14 protein-coding genes are annotated in these 14,660 nt (G+C 70.4%); 4 read left to right on the top strand and 10 right to left on the bottom strand.

All coding sequences use genetic code 11. The annotated features are described in order from the left end of the window. Positions 1–262: 262 nt before the first annotated feature. The 8 genes from QMG73_RS23695 to QMG73_RS23660 form a co-directional block, all read right to left on the bottom strand. Complete coding sequence (locus QMG73_RS23695; protein ID WP_281899107.1) at positions 263–1,702, bottom strand: amidohydrolase; 1,440 nt, start codon at positions 1,700–1,702, stop codon at positions 263–265. A gap of 68 nt (positions 1,703–1,770) precedes the next feature. After that, positions 1,771–2,052, bottom strand: coding sequence for a transcriptional regulator (locus QMG73_RS23690; RefSeq protein ID WP_281899109.1), 282 nt, complete (start codon positions 2,050–2,052; stop codon positions 1,771–1,773). Positions 2,053–2,057: 5 nt separating this feature from the next. Beyond that, entirely contained in the window at positions 2,058–2,501 is a 444-nt protein-coding gene (locus QMG73_RS23685; RefSeq protein ID WP_281899106.1) for a hypothetical protein, read from the bottom strand. 93 nt (positions 2,502–2,594) lie between these two features. Next, positions 2,595–4,160 carry a UDP-N-acetylmuramoyl-L-alanyl-D-glutamate--2,6-diaminopimelate ligase gene (locus tag QMG73_RS23680; protein ID WP_281899105.1) on the bottom strand — a complete coding sequence of 522 codons (1,566 nt, stop codon included), beginning with the start codon at positions 4,158–4,160 and terminating at the stop codon, positions 2,595–2,597. 100 nt (positions 4,161–4,260) lie between these two features. Next, complete coding sequence (locus tag QMG73_RS23675; protein WP_281899103.1) at positions 4,261–5,211, bottom strand: lipid II:glycine glycyltransferase FemX; 951 nt, start codon at positions 5,209–5,211, stop codon at positions 4,261–4,263. Between the two features lie 106 nt (positions 5,212–5,317). Beyond that, positions 5,318–5,728, bottom strand: a complete 411-nt coding sequence (locus QMG73_RS23670) for a hypothetical protein (RefSeq protein WP_281899102.1) — start codon at positions 5,726–5,728, stop codon at positions 5,318–5,320. A 30-nt stretch (positions 5,729–5,758) separates the two neighbouring features. Continuing rightward, a complete protein-coding gene (locus QMG73_RS23665) occupies positions 5,759–6,175 on the bottom strand; it encodes a hypothetical protein (protein ID WP_281899101.1) in 417 nt (138 codons plus the stop codon). An 84-nt stretch (positions 6,176–6,259) separates the two neighbouring features. Further along, entirely contained in the window at positions 6,260–7,021 is a 762-nt protein-coding gene (locus tag QMG73_RS23660) for a PP2C family protein-serine/threonine phosphatase (protein WP_281899100.1), read from the bottom strand. Between the two features lie 100 nt (positions 7,022–7,121). Between QMG73_RS23660 and QMG73_RS23655 the strand changes: the two genes are divergently transcribed. The 4 genes from QMG73_RS23655 to QMG73_RS23640 all read left to right on the top strand — a co-directional run bounded on the left by QMG73_RS23655 (position 7,122) and on the right by QMG73_RS23640 (position 12,939). Continuing rightward, on the top strand, positions 7,122–8,249 hold the full coding sequence (locus tag QMG73_RS23655) for an erythromycin esterase family protein (RefSeq protein ID WP_281899098.1): 1,128 nt from the start codon (positions 7,122–7,124) through the stop codon (positions 8,247–8,249). Between the two features lie 102 nt (positions 8,250–8,351). After that, entirely contained in the window at positions 8,352–10,106 is a 1,755-nt protein-coding gene (locus QMG73_RS23650) for a M4 family metallopeptidase (RefSeq protein WP_281899096.1), read from the top strand. 29 nt (positions 10,107–10,135) lie between these two features. Further along, complete coding sequence (locus tag QMG73_RS23645) at positions 10,136–11,839, top strand: DUF6345 domain-containing protein (protein WP_281899095.1); 1,704 nt, start codon at positions 10,136–10,138, stop codon at positions 11,837–11,839. Between the two features lie 56 nt (positions 11,840–11,895). Continuing rightward, on the top strand, positions 11,896–12,939 hold the full coding sequence (locus QMG73_RS23640; protein ID WP_281899093.1) for a Ppx/GppA phosphatase family protein: 1,044 nt from the start codon (positions 11,896–11,898) through the stop codon (positions 12,937–12,939). 3 nt (positions 12,940–12,942) lie between these two features. Here the strand turns inward: QMG73_RS23640 and QMG73_RS23635 are convergent, their stop codons facing one another. Both QMG73_RS23635 and QMG73_RS23630 read right to left on the bottom strand, forming a co-directional pair. Continuing rightward, positions 12,943–14,142 (bottom strand): MFS transporter, encoded by a 1,200-nt coding sequence (locus QMG73_RS23635; protein WP_281899091.1) that lies wholly within the window; start codon positions 14,140–14,142, stop codon positions 12,943–12,945. Then, the gene (locus QMG73_RS23630; RefSeq protein WP_281899089.1) at positions 14,139–14,639 is read right to left on the bottom strand and encodes a MarR family winged helix-turn-helix transcriptional regulator; all 501 of its coding nucleotides are present in this window, start codon (positions 14,637–14,639) and stop codon (positions 14,139–14,141) included. The genes QMG73_RS23635 and QMG73_RS23630 overlap by 4 nt, the downstream gene beginning before the upstream one ends. Between the last annotated feature and the right edge of the window lie 21 nt (positions 14,640–14,660).

Below are 14,660 nucleotides of genomic sequence, written 5' to 3'. Positions count from 1 at the left end.
CGAACCGTCAGACAGTCCGAAACCTAGGCCAGGCAACGGCGTGCCCCAATCACCAACCCGACCCCAACCCACACATCGGGGCGAAGAGCCGTGCCTTTGCCCTTGATCGGCGGGGAGAGCGCGCCGCGGCGCGGCACGGCGGGCGGGCGCGCGCCGCTGCGGGCGGGGTGGGCTGCCGCGGGCGGGGTGGGCCGGGCGCGGCGCGGGCGGGGAAGGCGCGGGCCGCGGCGGGGAGAGCGGGGGCCGGCGGAAGTGGTTGCTGTTAGGGGTGGGTTGGGCGGCCGGCTAGGAAGGTTGCGGTTATGGGGATTTGGCGTAGGTCGGACGGTGCTAGGTCGCTGGGGTCGTCTGCCACGATCATCAGGTCCGCCGCGTCGCCGACCTTCACGCCGGTGCGGCCGCCGCTGGCGGCTGCCAGTGCGACGCTTAGCGGGATCGCCTGTTCGGGGTGCCAGGAGGGGCGGCTGTCGTCGGTGCGGGTGACCGCGGAGGCGATGCCGTCCCACGGGTCGAGCGGCGCCACCGGTGCGTCCGAGCCGATTTCCAGGCGGGCGCCGGCGGCCAGCAGCGCGCCGTAGGGGAAGGCGCGGCCGGTGCGGCCGGCCCAGTAGCGGTCGGCGACGTCGCGGTCGTCCGGCGCGTGGGCCGGTTGGACGCTCGCGGTTATGCCGAGCGCCGCGAACCGGGTGAGGTCGTCGGGGTGGACGAGTTGCGCGTGTTCGATCTGGCCGGGGCAGCCCACCTCGGTGAAGGCGTCGAGGGCGATGCGGGTGGCGTGGTCGCCGATGGCGTGCACGGCTGGCGTGATCCCGTAACGGTACGCGCGATCCATCAGCGGCACGAGCGTTTCGTACGGCAATTCCAGCATGCCGTGCGTGGCGGTGCCCGGGTACGGGTCGTGGCAGTAGGCGGTGCGGGTGTTCAGGGAGCCGTCGACGAAGAGTTTGTACGGCCCGATTGTCAGCAGCCCTTCCGAGCCGGCAACGGGGTCGCCGGTGCGGTGCCCGCGGGCGATGGCCTCGTCGAGCATGTGCCGGGCGATCACGCATGCCACCCGGACCGCTGGGGTACCGGTCGCGAGGCGGCGGATCCAGTCGGTGACGGTGTCGGCGTACTCGAAGTCGCGGATGCCGGTGACCCCTCGTGCCGCAGCGGCCTCCATGGCCTCCAGCACCCACCGGTCCACCATTTCCGGCGGCGCGCCCGGGAGCGCGGAGGTCGCTTGATAGCAGTCGTTCTCGACCAGTACGCCGGTGGCGTGATCGGAGCCGATCAGCTTGAGCGCGGCGGGGCTGAGCCAGATGGAGTGCAGGTCGGCGCTGAACAGCGCGACCGGCTGGCCGGGCAGTGCCGCTTCGAGCAGGTCCTTGTGCGGCTGGTCTGGCCAGAGGCCGTCCCGGAAGCCGGCGCCCATGACGATCTCGCCGGGTTCGGCGCGCGGGGCGGCGACCACGAGGTCGACCGCGTGCTTGGCCGAGGTCGCCGCGTCGAGCGGCACCCGCCGGCGGCTGCTGGCCCACTGCGCGGCGTGCACGTGCGCGTCGACAAGTCCGGGCAGCAACGTCCCGCCGCAGCCGTCGACGACGAGCGCGTCGCCCGCCGGGTCGCTGGCGCCGATCGCGGCCACCACGCCGCCGGCGAGCCGCACGTCGACCAGCGGCCCGCGCAGCCCGGCGCGCACCCGCCGCAGCAGTACCTCCATCGCGCACCTCCCAGGTTCGGAGATGATCTTCGCACGACTGCCCGTGGGTAGGGCAACGTCGACTCGGGCTACTCCGGGGTGTTCAGGAGGGCCTTGAGGGCGACGACGTGTCCGGCGTACGCACGCCTGCCATCGGCGGTGAGGCTGACCCAGGTCTTGACCCGGCCGCGGCCGGTGGGCTTGGAGATCGTGACGTAACCCGCGTCCTGCAACACCTTCAGGTGCTTGCTCAGCACCGAGTCGGCGACGCCGAGCAGGTCACGCAGCACGCTGAACTCGGCGGTGGACGAGGCGTCGAGGAAGGCGCAGATCCGCAGCCGGTTCGGCGCGTGCACGACCTCGTCGAACATCTCGCTCACACGCCTGCCCGCAGTTGGGCGCGCAGGGCATCGTCGAACCGGCGGCCCAGGATGACGGCACCGGCGAACGACACCACGGCCAGGCACCACACCGGCCAGGTCAGCTCCGTGAGGTACTCGATCATCCAGGCCGAGATGGCGGCCGTGCCGACCAGCGCGCCCAGTGCCTTGCCCCATCGGCCGGCACGGCCGGCGTCGAAGCCGGAGATCCAGACTCCGGTCAGGCGCCGGTACGCCCTGCCGAGCGCGAGGCAGCCGGCGGTGAACAGTACGGCCGCGGCGAGCTTGACGGCAAGGTTGCCGAGGCCCATCCCGACGACGTATCCAGCGAGCAGCAGACCGAGGGCCGGGTGGTACCACCACGGGGTGATCAGCCGATCGGCCAGGGCGGAACGGGCTTCGGCGATCGCGACGAGGGGCTCCACGTTGTTGCTTTCCATGCCGAAAAGACAATCACATTCCAAGACGGAAAGTCAAAGTGACGTGCGCAACCCCTCGACTCGAACAGCCTGGCCCGAACCCCCTGGATCAGATCACGCCTGCCCGCACCTGATGCCGGCTCCGTGTACGTGGTCCAGCGGCTGCCCACCCTGTGCGCCCGGACAGCCCCAGCCCTGCTCGGCCAGTACCTGGCGGCTCTGCTCGGCGTCGTTCCACAGCACCTTCCCGTGCGACAGGACCTGGTACTCCTCGTGGCCCTTGCCAGCGAGCAGGATCGTGTCGCCGGGCTCCGCCCGCGCGATGAGCGCGCGCAGCGCCTGGCCGCGGTCGAGGCGCACCTGTACATCACAGGTCGTGCCGGCCTCGCGCGCGCCCGCGACGATTTCCGCGGCGATCTCCGCCGGGTCCTCGTGCTGCGGGTTGTCCGACGTCACCATCATGACGTCGGCCAGCTCGGCGGCGATTTTGCCCATCGGACGGCGGTTTTCCGCGTCCCGCCCACCGGAGTGGCCGAAAAGCACCATCAATCGCCCCTTGGTGCTGCTGCGTACCGTGCGCAGCACCGTCTCGAGCGCCTTTGGCGTGTGTGCGAAGTCGACCAGCACCTGGAATGGCTGTCCACAGTCGATACTCTGCAGGCGCCCGTCGACCGTGGTGCCCGCGGCCGCGGCGACGACCGCGTCGAGCGAGACGCCCATGCTCAGCGCCGTGGTCGCGGCGGCGAGCCAGTTCGCCACGTTCATCATCCCGGGCATCGCTGAGACCACCTCCGCTTGGCCCCAGGGCGTGACAAGAGTGAAGCGGCTCTTGCCAGGCTCCAGACGAATGTCGCGAGCCGTCACGTCCGCCGGGCTTTCGATGCCGTACGACAGGATCCGCTGCGGTCCGCTGGCACGCATGACCGCAGAGGCAGCGTCGTCGGCGTTGACGACACCGACACCGTCCGGCGTGGACTCGGCCACCATGGCGAACAGCCTCGCCTTCGTCGCCAGGTACTCCTCCATCGAGCCGTGGAAGTCCAGGTGCTCGGGGCTGAGGTTGGTGAAAACACCGGCGGCGAAGGCGACCCCGCGCACCCGCTCCAGGGACAGCGCGTGCGAACTCACCTCCGTCACCGCCGCGTCACAGCCCGCGTCCACCATGTCGGCGAGCATCCGGTGAAGGTCGCCCGCCTCGGGAGTGGTGAAGCCGTAGTGTGCCGGCGCCACACCGTTACCGGTGGTCATTCCCAGCGTGCTGAGCCGCCCCGTCCGCAGGCCGCCCGCCTCCAGAGCCGCGTGAATCATGTGCGTGGTGGTCGTCTTACCGTCTGTGCCGGTCACCCCGACGAGGCGCAGTGCCTTGGCCGGATGGCCGTACACCGCCGCGGCCAGATCAGCCAGCGCGGCACGGGCCGAGGGAACCCGCACCACGACGGTGTCGCGGGGCGTTTCGACCTCCCCCTCCGTCACCACGCCGACCGCGCCGCGCGCCAACGCGTCATCGACGAAACGGCGTGCGTCATGGCGCTCGCCCGCGATGGCGACGAACAGGTCGCCCGGACCCACGCGGCGCGAGTCGTGCGTGATGCCTGTGACCAACCGGCGGGCATCGCCCTGCACGAGCCGGGCGGTAGCCACGGCCGCGAGGACCTGTTCGACGTTAGAGATCTGCCTCATGCCTTACAGACGTGTGAGGCGCCTCAAACGGTCTAGGCCGTGGGCCAAATTACATAGGAATTTCACAGGTGGCTTCAGGTGAATACTCAGGTATCAGTGCTCAGTCACCGTCCGTGCACGGTTTCTCCCACGTGCCAAGGTACTCGCGGTACTGCCCGCCGAACGACTGCTTGAACATGGTGAAGCCGGCCCACGGGTGGTCGGGCTCGTCCTTGGGAGCCGCGCCCACGAAGTCGAACGTCGTCTGACCTCGCTCGCGGGCGTCGAGCACCATCGTGGCGAGCATGACGGTGCCCGGGTGCAGATTGCGGGCGTCCAGCAGGCTGCCGCTGTGCGCGTAGTACCGCGTGGTCGGGCTGTCGTACACGATGGACGCGGCGATCGGGCGGTCGCCGTGGCGGGTGACGTAGATCGTGGCCGCGTCACGCTCCATCAGAGCGGCCGCCTGCCGCTGGTAGTACTCGTCGTCGTGAGGCTTCATGCCGGTGTTGTTGGCCACGTCGTGAATCATGTCGAGCAGGATCGCCACGTCGGCCGGGTCGGTGCTCGACGCGACGGTGATGTCCTTCTTGTACGCGTTGCGCCAGCGGTTGCGGATGTTCGCCGCGAACTCGCCGATGAGCTCGTCGCGGGTCTTCCGGAGGTCCTGGATCCAGGTCAGGCCCGGCTGCATGTTGCGCTTCGCGGGCTGGTGACCGAGCGCAATCAGGTCGTCACGGGTGACCGGGGCGTTCGGCTCGGTCCGGATGAACAATGCCTTCTCCTGGCGCCCCAGGTCGAGCAGGGCGCGCATCGCCTCCGCGAGGCCCTCGGCGGTGGTCGCGACCGGGCCGTACGGGCAGTACAGCCGGGCGTTCTCCCCGGCACGCTCCACCACGGTCATGCACTGCCAGTCGTCACCGCTGCCGAAGTACACCTCGCGGCCGTTCGCCCGCTGGAACGCCGCCCAGTGGCTGCTCTGCAGGAAATGGCCACCGTGGGTGAACAACCGACGATCCCACGCCTCATCGGAGATCACGTGCTGCCAGGGTGTTGACAAACTCAGCGACATCAGCACTTCCACCTAGAGCTCGAATAGTCATTGTGTAGACGTGTCGCGCGCCGCGTCCGGTTGCGTCTGCCGGCCGCGACCCGCGCCGCCGCGACAGTACTCTCACTCACGCCCGGGCGTAGGAGACGACCCGCGCCGAGGCGATGACGGCGGCGACCATGCTGACCACGGCGAAGAACATCAGCGAGCCGGCCGGAAAACCGACCTTCTGGGTGTTGCCGCCGCCGAGCACGAGCGCGTACAGCACGCTGACGGCCGCGGGCACCAGCGGGGCCAGCGCGATCACCTGAAGGTTTCCGGCGCGGCGCAGGAGCAGCGCGATGAGCGCGGCGTACGCCAGGGCGGTGGCCAGGGCGAGCCAGCCGGCCGCCGCGCCAGCGGCCGTGGGATCGACGCCGTAGTGGTCCAGCTGGTCGCGCGCGTCGAAGATGCGGAAGGCAAGCCAGGCGAAGAGCACGGCGGCGGCGACGGCGCTACCGATCAGGCCCCGGTCGGGACCGGTCGTGGAGTCAGGCATATCGACGACGGTAAGGCCGCGGGGCAAGACCTATTCGACCTCGCGAAGCACGTCGGCGGTGGCGGGCATGCGGCTCACCAACTCCTTGAGGGCGTTTTCCACGACGACCGCCGCGGCGGACTCGTCCTTCGCGGAGACGACATCCTGCAGTACTGTCGGCGTCTGAGCGATCGCGGCCGCCTCGGTGTTGGCGGCTTCCTTGACGGCCTTCACGGCGTCGGCTGCCGCCTGCATCTTGATCTTGCCCTTGTCGCCGATGCCGATCTCGGCCGGCAACAGGTTGAAGACACCGGCGTACACCAGGGCGATCCCGACGACGAAGATCGCCGCCAGGCCGACCGAGTTGACGTCTTTGCCGGCGACCATGCCCCAGATGGTCACGACCGTGCCCGCGGCCAGCATGATGGCGCCGAGCCCACCCACAAGTATCCGAATCGTCGGGCCCATCGCGCGCCTCCACGTCCTTTCGGGGATGACGACTCCACGGTAGACAGGCGAGACCACAGAGGACAGAGACGAACGTATACGGGGTCAGGTGATTTGGAGGATCGCTAGTGTGGCGTTGTCGTGGCCGCCGGCGGCCAGGGTGTCGGCCAGCAGCGCGGCGACCATCTCGCCGGGGCGGTCGCCCGAGCCCAGTACCTGCTGGAGCCGCTCGTACGACACCTGCTCGGCGACACCGTCCGTGCAGAGGCAATACACGTCGCCCGGCCGGAGCGTCACGTTGAGCACGTCGGGTTCCGGCGAGTCCGGATGCCCCAGGAAGCGGTGGAGCATGTAACGCGCGGCCGCCGCCTGCCGCGAGTCGGCCGGGTACCAGCCGTAGACGGCGCCCAGCCAGGCGGCCGTGTGGTCGACGGTCAGCAGCTCCAGCAACCCGTCACGCAGGCGGTATGCGCGGGAGTCACCGATCTGCGCGATCCACGCCGCACCATCGCCGTCGGGCACGAACGCGGTCAGCGTACAGCCGGTCAGGGAATCGAGCCGCTCGCCCGCGGCGCGTACCCGTTGCTGCGCGGCGCCCACCGCGTCCCGTATCGTCGCCGGGCCGAAGGGCCGGTGGGCGGCACGCAGCGCGGCGACGACCACGTCGACGGCCGTGCGCGATGCCACCGCGCTGCCCTCGCTGTCGCCCATGCCGTCGGCCACGACGGCCAGCACCGGATCGTCGCCCAGATGGAGCACGTCGAAGTTGGCGCGGTAGCGCCGCCCGATCTCGGTGCCGCCCGCGACCGTGAGCGTCCGGTCGCCGTCGCGCGTCACGAACTCCGTCGTGCCCTCGACCGTCCCCACGTTTGAGACTTTATCGCGTGGCCGCGCCACCTTGAGCGCCTCCAAGCGCCCCTTAGCACTCGAAGTCTCAACCGAGCCTTCAACGATACGATTGAGACACATGAGCCAGGACATTCGAGACTTCGTGCCCGCTTCATGTGACCTACTGGGGCTCGGTGAGCCGACCCACCTCGAGCCAGCCTTCGGGTTGATTCGCAACGAACTGTTCGCTCAGTTGGTTGACCGCGGCTTCCGGTCGATCGCTCTGGAAACCGACCGGGTGGCCGCTCTCATCGTGAACGAGTTCGTCCAGGATGGAGTGGGAACCCTCGACGGCGCGATGCGCGAGGGCTTCTCCCACGGCTTCGGCGACCTGGAAGCCAACCGGCGACTCGTCGCGTGGATGCGCGAATACAACGAGAGCCACCCCGCTGAGCGACGGTTGGCCTTTCACGGCTTCGACGGGTCGATGGAGATGATGAACGCGCCCAGTCCCCGCCGCTACCTCGAACACGCCCGGGACTATCTGGGGCTCGACCTCGACATCGCGGGCCTCGCCGGCGACGACGAGCTGTGGAGCCGCACGGAGGCGGTCATGGATCCGGCGATGTCGGTTGGTGCCACGGCTGAGGCGGAGAGGCTGCGTTCGATCGCCGACGACATGCTCGTCGCGCTCTACTCGCAGGCGCCGGAGCTGATCGCGGCGTCGTCGCGTGCCGAGTGGGTCAGGGCCAGGACGCACCTCACCGCCGGTCTTGGCATGCTGCGGTATCACAAGCAGGCTTCGCGGCAGGCCGAGCAGACCGTGCGGTGGTCGCGCCTGTCGGGTACCCGGGACGCGCTCATGGCCCAGAACCTGCTCGACATCCGCGAGGTCGAAGGGCGACGGGGGCCGACGCTGGTCTTCGCTCACAACCTGCACCTGCAGCGAAACCTGGGCCACATGAGCCTCGGGCCCATGGACATCAGCTGGTTCTGCGCCGGCGCCATCGTCGGTTCGCTGCTGGGCGACCAGTACACCTTCGTCGCCACCAGCCTCGGCCGGAGCGAGACCATCGAGCTGCCCGAACCGGAACCGGACACCTACGAGGGCGCCCTGCAACGCCGCATCACCACCTGGGGCCTGGTACCCGCCAAGGATGTCGCTCCGGCCGCCACCCGCACGGACACCAGACCGGAACAGGGTTACTTCCCTCTGGAGCCGGCGCTCCTCGCCTCGGCCGACGCGGTGCTGCACGTCGCGGCCTAGCCGCTCGTATTTCCTGGTGACTCTGAGCCTCTACTCCTAACGCTAGGTAACTGGATCGCTACATGCTGTTTGCGATCGGACAGATGCCCCACGGAGGTTCAGATGGCAACACTGGAGACGTTCCGCTATCACGTCGCGGACGATCCCGAGGCCGGCACGGCGGCGCGGGCACCGGGGTCGTTCGCGGCCGAGTCGACCGATTCCGCCGATTCGGTCGAGTCAGCCGGGCCGTCGTTCACCAGCGACGAGGCGGCCGCGCGGTACTACCTCGACGAGCTGTTACAGCGCGACGACCGCCCCGCCATGCGCGCCGTCGTCGAGCCGGAGCGGCCGGAACGCGTACCGGGTCTGGTGGTCGAGAACGAGCGGGACCTGCGTCCACTGGGGACACACCAGGTGCGGTTCACGCAGACCCACCGCCATATCCCGGTCTTCGGCGCGGCCGCGGTCGTCGAACTGACCAGCGATCGCGAACTGGTCAGTGTCACCGCCGAACTGGATGAGGTGACCGGTGTCGACGCCGTCGAGTCGCTGAGCCGTGCGGACGCGCTCGAGCGGGTAGGCAAATACACCAACACGGCGCTGCCGCCGGAGACCGGTGTCGGCGGCCGGCTGATGTTCTACAAGGACGAGTACGAGGGCAGCTGGCACCTCGCGTGGTTCTTCCCGGCCCTGCCCACCGAGCCGCCGTCAGCCGACACGGACACGGACGCGGGCATGGGCGCGAGCGACGGGCATGGGCTGGGCCGGCGACCGGTGCCACCGAGCTACAACTTCCTCGTCGACGCGCACAGCGGCGAGATCCTGTTCGCGTACAGCGCCACACCCACCATCCTGCCCACGCCCGCCCGGTGCACGGGAGTCGACGAAAACGAGGACCGGCAGACGTTTCTCGGGCGGCTCGTCAGCGCGGGCGGCACGTCGGTACTGCTCGACGACCCGCTGCGGTCCGTGCGCACGTACGACCTCAAGTTCACGGACATCGACACCAACCCGCCGGTGCCGAACAGCCCGGTGGGAGCGTCCACAAGCGACTACGGCACCACGAACCGGGCGGCCGTCTCCGCACACCTCAACGCCGGGCGGGTGCAGGACTTCTACAAGAGCGTCCTGCAACGCGACGGCATCGACGACAAGGGAATGGCCCTGATCTCGCTGGTCAACACCACGGCCGCGAGCATGGAGACGCCGCCGGCACTGCTCAACGCCTTCTGGTGGCAGGGGCGCATGTGGTACGGCCAGATCATGCGCAACGGCCGGCTGGTCAGCCTGTCGCGCTACCTGGACATCATCGCCCACGAGCTGACCCACGGCGTCATCGACACGACGTCGGATCTGGTGTACGCGACGCAGTCCGGCGCGCTCAACGAGTCGTTCGCCGACATCTTCGGAGTCATCATCAGTAACTGGTACACGGCGCCCGACCGGGCGGACGTGCGCACCTGGAGCTGGGACATCGGCCCCGGACTGCGACCCGACGGCCGACCGCTGCGCGACTTCGCCGATCCCACCAAGCTCGGGCACCCGGCGCACATGAGGGACTTCAAGCGCCTGCGTCCGGGCGAACAGCCGAACTCACGAAACGACAACGGGTGGGTGCACTTCAACAGCAACATTCACAACAAGGCCGTGCACCACCTGCTGACGATGACGAGTGACGGTTCAACCATGTTCACCGTCGAGGACGTCGCGATCCTGATGTACCTGGGCATGACGCGCCTCACCCCGCTGGCCACCTTCGCGGCGGCGCTGGCGGCGGTGGTCGACGTGGCCCGCACCTACTTCGGCGGCGATCCCCAGCGGGACGCCAAGATCGCGGCGATCCGCCAGGCGTACCAGCTCGTCGGCATCGCCTGAGCCCAACCAGTACGACAACGGGAGAGACCATGACACTTCTGAGTACCCTGTCCAAGGACGCGCCGGCCACGGTTCTGGCACCCGACGGCGGCACCGCGCAGCGGTCCGGTCCCGCCGATCCCGCGGCCGAGAGCGCGCCCGGCGCGGTCGAGGCCGCCACCCGTGGCACCGCGCAGGACATGTACTTCTTCGCGTCCATTGAGGACTTCCCGCCCGGCATCGGCGACCTGGGCCTGACACACGACGACGCGCAGGGCTTCCACGACTACGTGAAGCAGTTCAACACGCCCAATGGCTGGTTCCGCGACGGCCAGGTCGGCCAGTGGATGTACGAGGAGACATACGACAACTACCTCGACGACTACGGATTCGACGCGGCCCGCGTGGTGTATCACTCCGGTCACGGCGGCATGGACGACAACGGCGTCTTCTGGCTTCCGGTCGGCAACGACTGGGGCGGAGACGTCTGGACCTCGTCGAACGACATGCGGCTGGGCAACGAGTACGCCCGCTATGTGTTCTGGTCGACGTGCCTGTCGCTGCGCGTGAAGAACGGGCACAGCCCGATCCGCACATGGTCGGCCGCCAACCTCGGGCTCCGGATGATCTTCGGGTACGAGACGGTCAGCGTCGACAACGGCGACTACGGCAAGTTCTTCTTCCAGGAGTGGAACAAGCACCACAAGCTCAGTACCGCGTTCCTGGACGCCTCATGGCGGATCAGTAACGCGCAGGAACCATCGGTCGTCGCCTGCGGTGCGACGCAGGCCGAGGCGACGGACCGGCTCTTCAACGAAGACGCGTTCTACGCCGCTCCGGCCAGCACGGCATGGTGGTGGTGGCGCTGGTACGACGCCGCGCGGGCCCGTGCGCGCAACCTCCGGATTCCCGGTGGCGGGCGCTCGGCGAAGTTGGCTCCCACGATGCCGTCCCACGAAGGGCTCGCCGCCTGGGCGGAACGGTTCGAGGTGGCGGTCCCCCGCGATGCGCGGGAGCGCGGGCTGCACGGCGGTGTCCTGCTCCGCGGCGACGGGGGTACGCGGATCGCGATCGGTCCGGACGGCTCGCGCGACGTGCGGTTGGCCGATCCCGCGGACACCGACCGGCAGCTCGGCTCCGAGCAGGCGGTCAGGGCGGCGCGCCGGGCGGTCGACCAGTACCGGTTGGCGGAGAACGTCGACCTGATCCTGGACACCGTCCGGTACGACCGGCACGCGGGCGGGAGCGCCGACGAGCGTGTCGACGCCAAGGTCCGGGAGACCATGGTCTCGTTCGTACAGGTCGTCGACGGGGTGCCGGTCGTGAGCGCCGACGGCGGCCGGGTACAGGTCCGGATCGACAACGAGGGCACGGTGACCGGTATCGCCGACTCCACCCGGCAGATCCGCGACCTGCGGGACCAGCCGGCCGTGCCGCCGCCGCCCGCAGACGCTCGTTCTTCCCGCACGCGGCGGGCGCCGAGCCGCACGAGCGGCGGCGGTGAGAACGGTGTCGCGGCGACCGGCGACGCGGAGGTCGACGCCGCACTGGACGGCGCGTTGCAGCGCCGCCTGCACAGGGCCGCGGCCGGCGGGCGGTTCCCCAGCGCCGTGCGCGCCGTGCCGAACACCACGGAGGTCGGCTACGCCCTGCGCGACGGCGACGCGGTGCTCGTCGCCCGCCGCGAGGTCGAGCTCGACTTCGGGAGCGGACTGGCCAAGCGGTACGTGCTGGAGGAGCAGATCGACAGCTGACCCGTTCATCTGGTGCCCCCGGCGTGCGCCGGGGGCATCCGGGGTAAGTACCCCGGATGCGGATCGGTGTTCTCGACGTCGGCTCCAACACGGCGCACCTGCTGATCGCCGATGGCGGCGTCGGGGTGCCGCTGCCGTTGCACGCCATCAAGACAAGGCTCCGCCTCGCCGAGCACGTGGACGCCGACGGTGCCGTGGGGCCCACGGCCATCGACCGGCTCGGCGACGCGGTGGCCGACGCGATCGCCAAGGCGCGCGCGTGGCAGGTGCAGGAGCTGTACGCGTACGCGACCGCGGTGGTCCGGGACGCGCCGAACCAGGAGGAGATCCTGTCCGCCGTGTGGAACCGGTCCGGGGTACGGCTCGGCCTGTTGACGGGGCGGGAGGAGGCCGAGCTGACGTTTCTGGCCGCCCGCCGCTGGATGGGGTGGCGGAGCGGGCCACTGCTGGTACTGGACATCGGCGGCGGCTCTTTGGAGATCGCGTACGGCCACGACGTCGCGCCGCAGTTCGCCGTGTCGCTTCCGGTGGGCGCCGGCCGGCTCACCCGGGAGCGGCTGCGTGGCGACCCGCCCAGCCAGCGGCAGCTCAAGGCACTGCGCCGGCACGTACGCGATCAGCTGACCGAGGCGGCGACCCGGATGCACTGGGAGGGAACCGGCACGGCGGCGGCCACATCGCGCACCTTCCACCAGCTCGCCCGGCTCTGTGGTGCCCCGCCGAAGCGGCTCGGCCCGTTCGTGCCCCGGCACCTGCGCCGCGAAGACCTGGAAAAGCAGCTGAAGCGGCTGGCTCGGCTGCCGGCTGCCAGGCGGGCGAAGCTGCCCGGGATCTCGGCACCCAGGGCGCGGCAGTCCCTGGCCGGCGCGGTCGTCGCGCACACCACGATGACCGCGTTCGGTCTCGGCGAGGTGACCATCTGCCCCTGGGCGCTGCGGGAAGGCATCCTGCTGCGCAGGCTCGAACACGCGGCCTGGTGGGAAGACCACACGACCCGGCTCGACGTGCCCGATGTACGCCCGCCGGCGCCCGATCTCCAGGCGGTCGCCGACGTCGTGCCGCTGGAAAGGGTCCGGGCGTCCCGCGTGTCCGATTCCTGAGGGTCAGCGGGCCCTGCGCAGGTCGGGATGCGACAGCGCGGCCGCACCGGCGGCGGCGCAGCAGCCGGCGCTGACCGCCAGCACGGTCACGGGTGAGACGGCCTGCAGGGCCAGGGCACCGATCGCGGCGCCGACCGGGGTCGCGGTCGCCAGCAGGCTGCGCTGGACGGCGAAGACCGTGCCGTGCCGCCCCGGCGGGACCCACCGTTGCAACGCGCCGGTCTCGATGGTCGTGTACGGGCCCCAGAGCAGGCCGCCGACGAGGAAGACGGCGGCCGCGGTCCACGCCGAGTCCACAATGGCCAGCGGCAGCATCGTCAGGCCCCAGATCAGCGCTCCCCCGCCGTTGACGAGGCCGGGGCGGTACCGGGCCAGCAGCGGCGCGACCGGCAGCGACAGCAGGGCGCCGGCGCCGAACATGGCCCAGAGCAGGCTGTACGTGCCCTCGCCGGCGCCCAGGTGGTCGCGGACGAAGCCAGGGCTGGCGGTCTCGAACGGGCCGTAGACCAGGTAGTACACAGTGGACAGCGCGATGATGGCGGCGACGCGCGACGGCCAGGCCCTCGGGCGCTCCGCATGCGCGGCCGTGGGCCTCGCGACCGCGCCCGGGTCGGGAGTGGGCAACCGCAGCGCGAGCAGGAACGCGGACAGGACCATCGCGGCGGCCACGAGCAGGCTGCCCCGGACGCCGGTCAGCGCCATGGCCGGACCGACCAGCGCGGTACCCACCAGCAGCGGCATCTGGTCACCCACCGCCACCGTCGCGTTCGCGCGGGGAAGCTCGCTCGCCGGCGTGGTCCGCGGCACCAGCCAGCGGACGCCGGCGTACGTGGCGGGTGAGAACAGGCTCGCCAGCCCACCCAGGACGAATACCGCCGCCAGCGGGACGGTGCCCGATCGGACCGAAGCCGACAGCGCCAGCAGCAGCCCCGCGCGCACGGCCGTGTCGAGCAGGATCAGGGGGCGGGCGCCCCACCGGTCGATACACCTGCCGATGAGCACGCCCGAGATCAGGATCGGCAGCCGCAGTACCAGCACCACCAGCGCGGTCTGCGACGGTGACCAGCCCTGTGGCTGCGCCACCCACAGCAGCAGGAACAGGACGAACGTGTCCGAGGAGTTGCCCAGCAGGGCGATCGCCGCCGCCCTCCGCACCGGTGTGGAGACGCGCGGCCGCGTGCCAAGCGCCGCTTGCCTGGTCATGTGCCGTGCCCCTCGACGCTGCGGTCGACGGGACAGTCGGTTCCGCAGGCCGCCCACGAGCAGGTCCGGCAGGTGGCGTCCGCCTCGCTGCGCCGCCGGGCGCCGGCCAGTAGAGCGGCCGCCAGGCTCTGCACCACCATCGCCTGCCGCGCGGGCGGCAGCCCGTTCAGCAGCTCGGCGACCGCGCCGTCGCGAGCCTGCTGCCACCTCCGCAGGGCCGCCCGTCCCTCGTCGGTGGCGTAGAGCGGTACTCCGCGCCCGGCCGATGGCCCGCGGCGGACGAGTCGCCGGCCCGCCAGCCTGTCGATGAGGCGTACGGTGCCGGACTGGCTCAGTTCGACGCGGCCACGCAGCCACTCCACCGAGCAGCCCTCGTGCGTGGCGATCAGCGTCAGGGCGCTCAGCTCGCGCTGCTCCAGCCCGGTCGAGCGGGCAGCGGCGTGAAACCTGTCCACCGCGGCGGTGACCCAGGCACCCACGACGTTTCCGGTATGCATGAGTCATACATTTCCGCCGAC

Origin of the sequence: Phytohabitans aurantiacus, assembly GCF_027923225.1 — a bacterium.
GTDB lineage: Bacteria > Actinomycetota > Actinomycetes > Mycobacteriales > Micromonosporaceae > Phytohabitans > Phytohabitans aurantiacus.
This window is presented reverse-complemented; position numbering and strand designations above follow the sequence as displayed.

Excerpts from the sequence above, each read along its gene's own strand:
- QMG73_RS23655 (WP_281899098.1), top strand. The coding sequence starts at position 7,122 with ATGAGCCAGGACATTCGAGACTTCGTGCCCGCTTCATGTGACCTACTG.
- QMG73_RS23650 (WP_281899096.1), top strand. The coding sequence starts at position 8,352 with ATGGCAACACTGGAGACGTTCCGCTATCACGTCGCGGACGATCCCGAG.
- QMG73_RS23695 (WP_281899107.1), bottom strand. The coding sequence starts at position 1,702 with ATGGAGGTACTGCTGCGGCGGGTGCGCGCCGGGCTGCGCGGGCCGCTG.
- QMG73_RS23635 (WP_281899091.1), bottom strand. The coding sequence starts at position 14,142 with ATGACCAGGCAAGCGGCGCTTGGCACGCGGCCGCGCGTCTCCACACCG.
- QMG73_RS23690 (WP_281899109.1), bottom strand. The coding sequence starts at position 2,052 with ATGTTCGACGAGGTCGTGCACGCGCCGAACCGGCTGCGGATCTGCGCC.
- QMG73_RS23680 (WP_281899105.1), bottom strand. The coding sequence starts at position 4,160 with ATGAGGCAGATCTCTAACGTCGAACAGGTCCTCGCGGCCGTGGCTACC.
- QMG73_RS23640 (WP_281899093.1), top strand. The coding sequence starts at position 11,896 with ATGCGGATCGGTGTTCTCGACGTCGGCTCCAACACGGCGCACCTGCTG.
- QMG73_RS23645 (WP_281899095.1), top strand. The coding sequence starts at position 10,136 with ATGACACTTCTGAGTACCCTGTCCAAGGACGCGCCGGCCACGGTTCTG.
- QMG73_RS23630 (WP_281899089.1), bottom strand. The coding sequence starts at position 14,639 with ATGCATACCGGAAACGTCGTGGGTGCCTGGGTCACCGCCGCGGTGGAC.
- QMG73_RS23685 (WP_281899106.1), bottom strand. The coding sequence starts at position 2,501 with ATGGAAAGCAACAACGTGGAGCCCCTCGTCGCGATCGCCGAAGCCCGT.
- QMG73_RS23670 (WP_281899102.1), bottom strand. The coding sequence starts at position 5,728 with ATGCCTGACTCCACGACCGGTCCCGACCGGGGCCTGATCGGTAGCGCC.
- QMG73_RS23665 (WP_281899101.1), bottom strand. The coding sequence starts at position 6,175 with ATGGGCCCGACGATTCGGATACTTGTGGGTGGGCTCGGCGCCATCATG.
- QMG73_RS23675 (WP_281899103.1), bottom strand. The coding sequence starts at position 5,211 with ATGTCGCTGAGTTTGTCAACACCCTGGCAGCACGTGATCTCCGATGAG.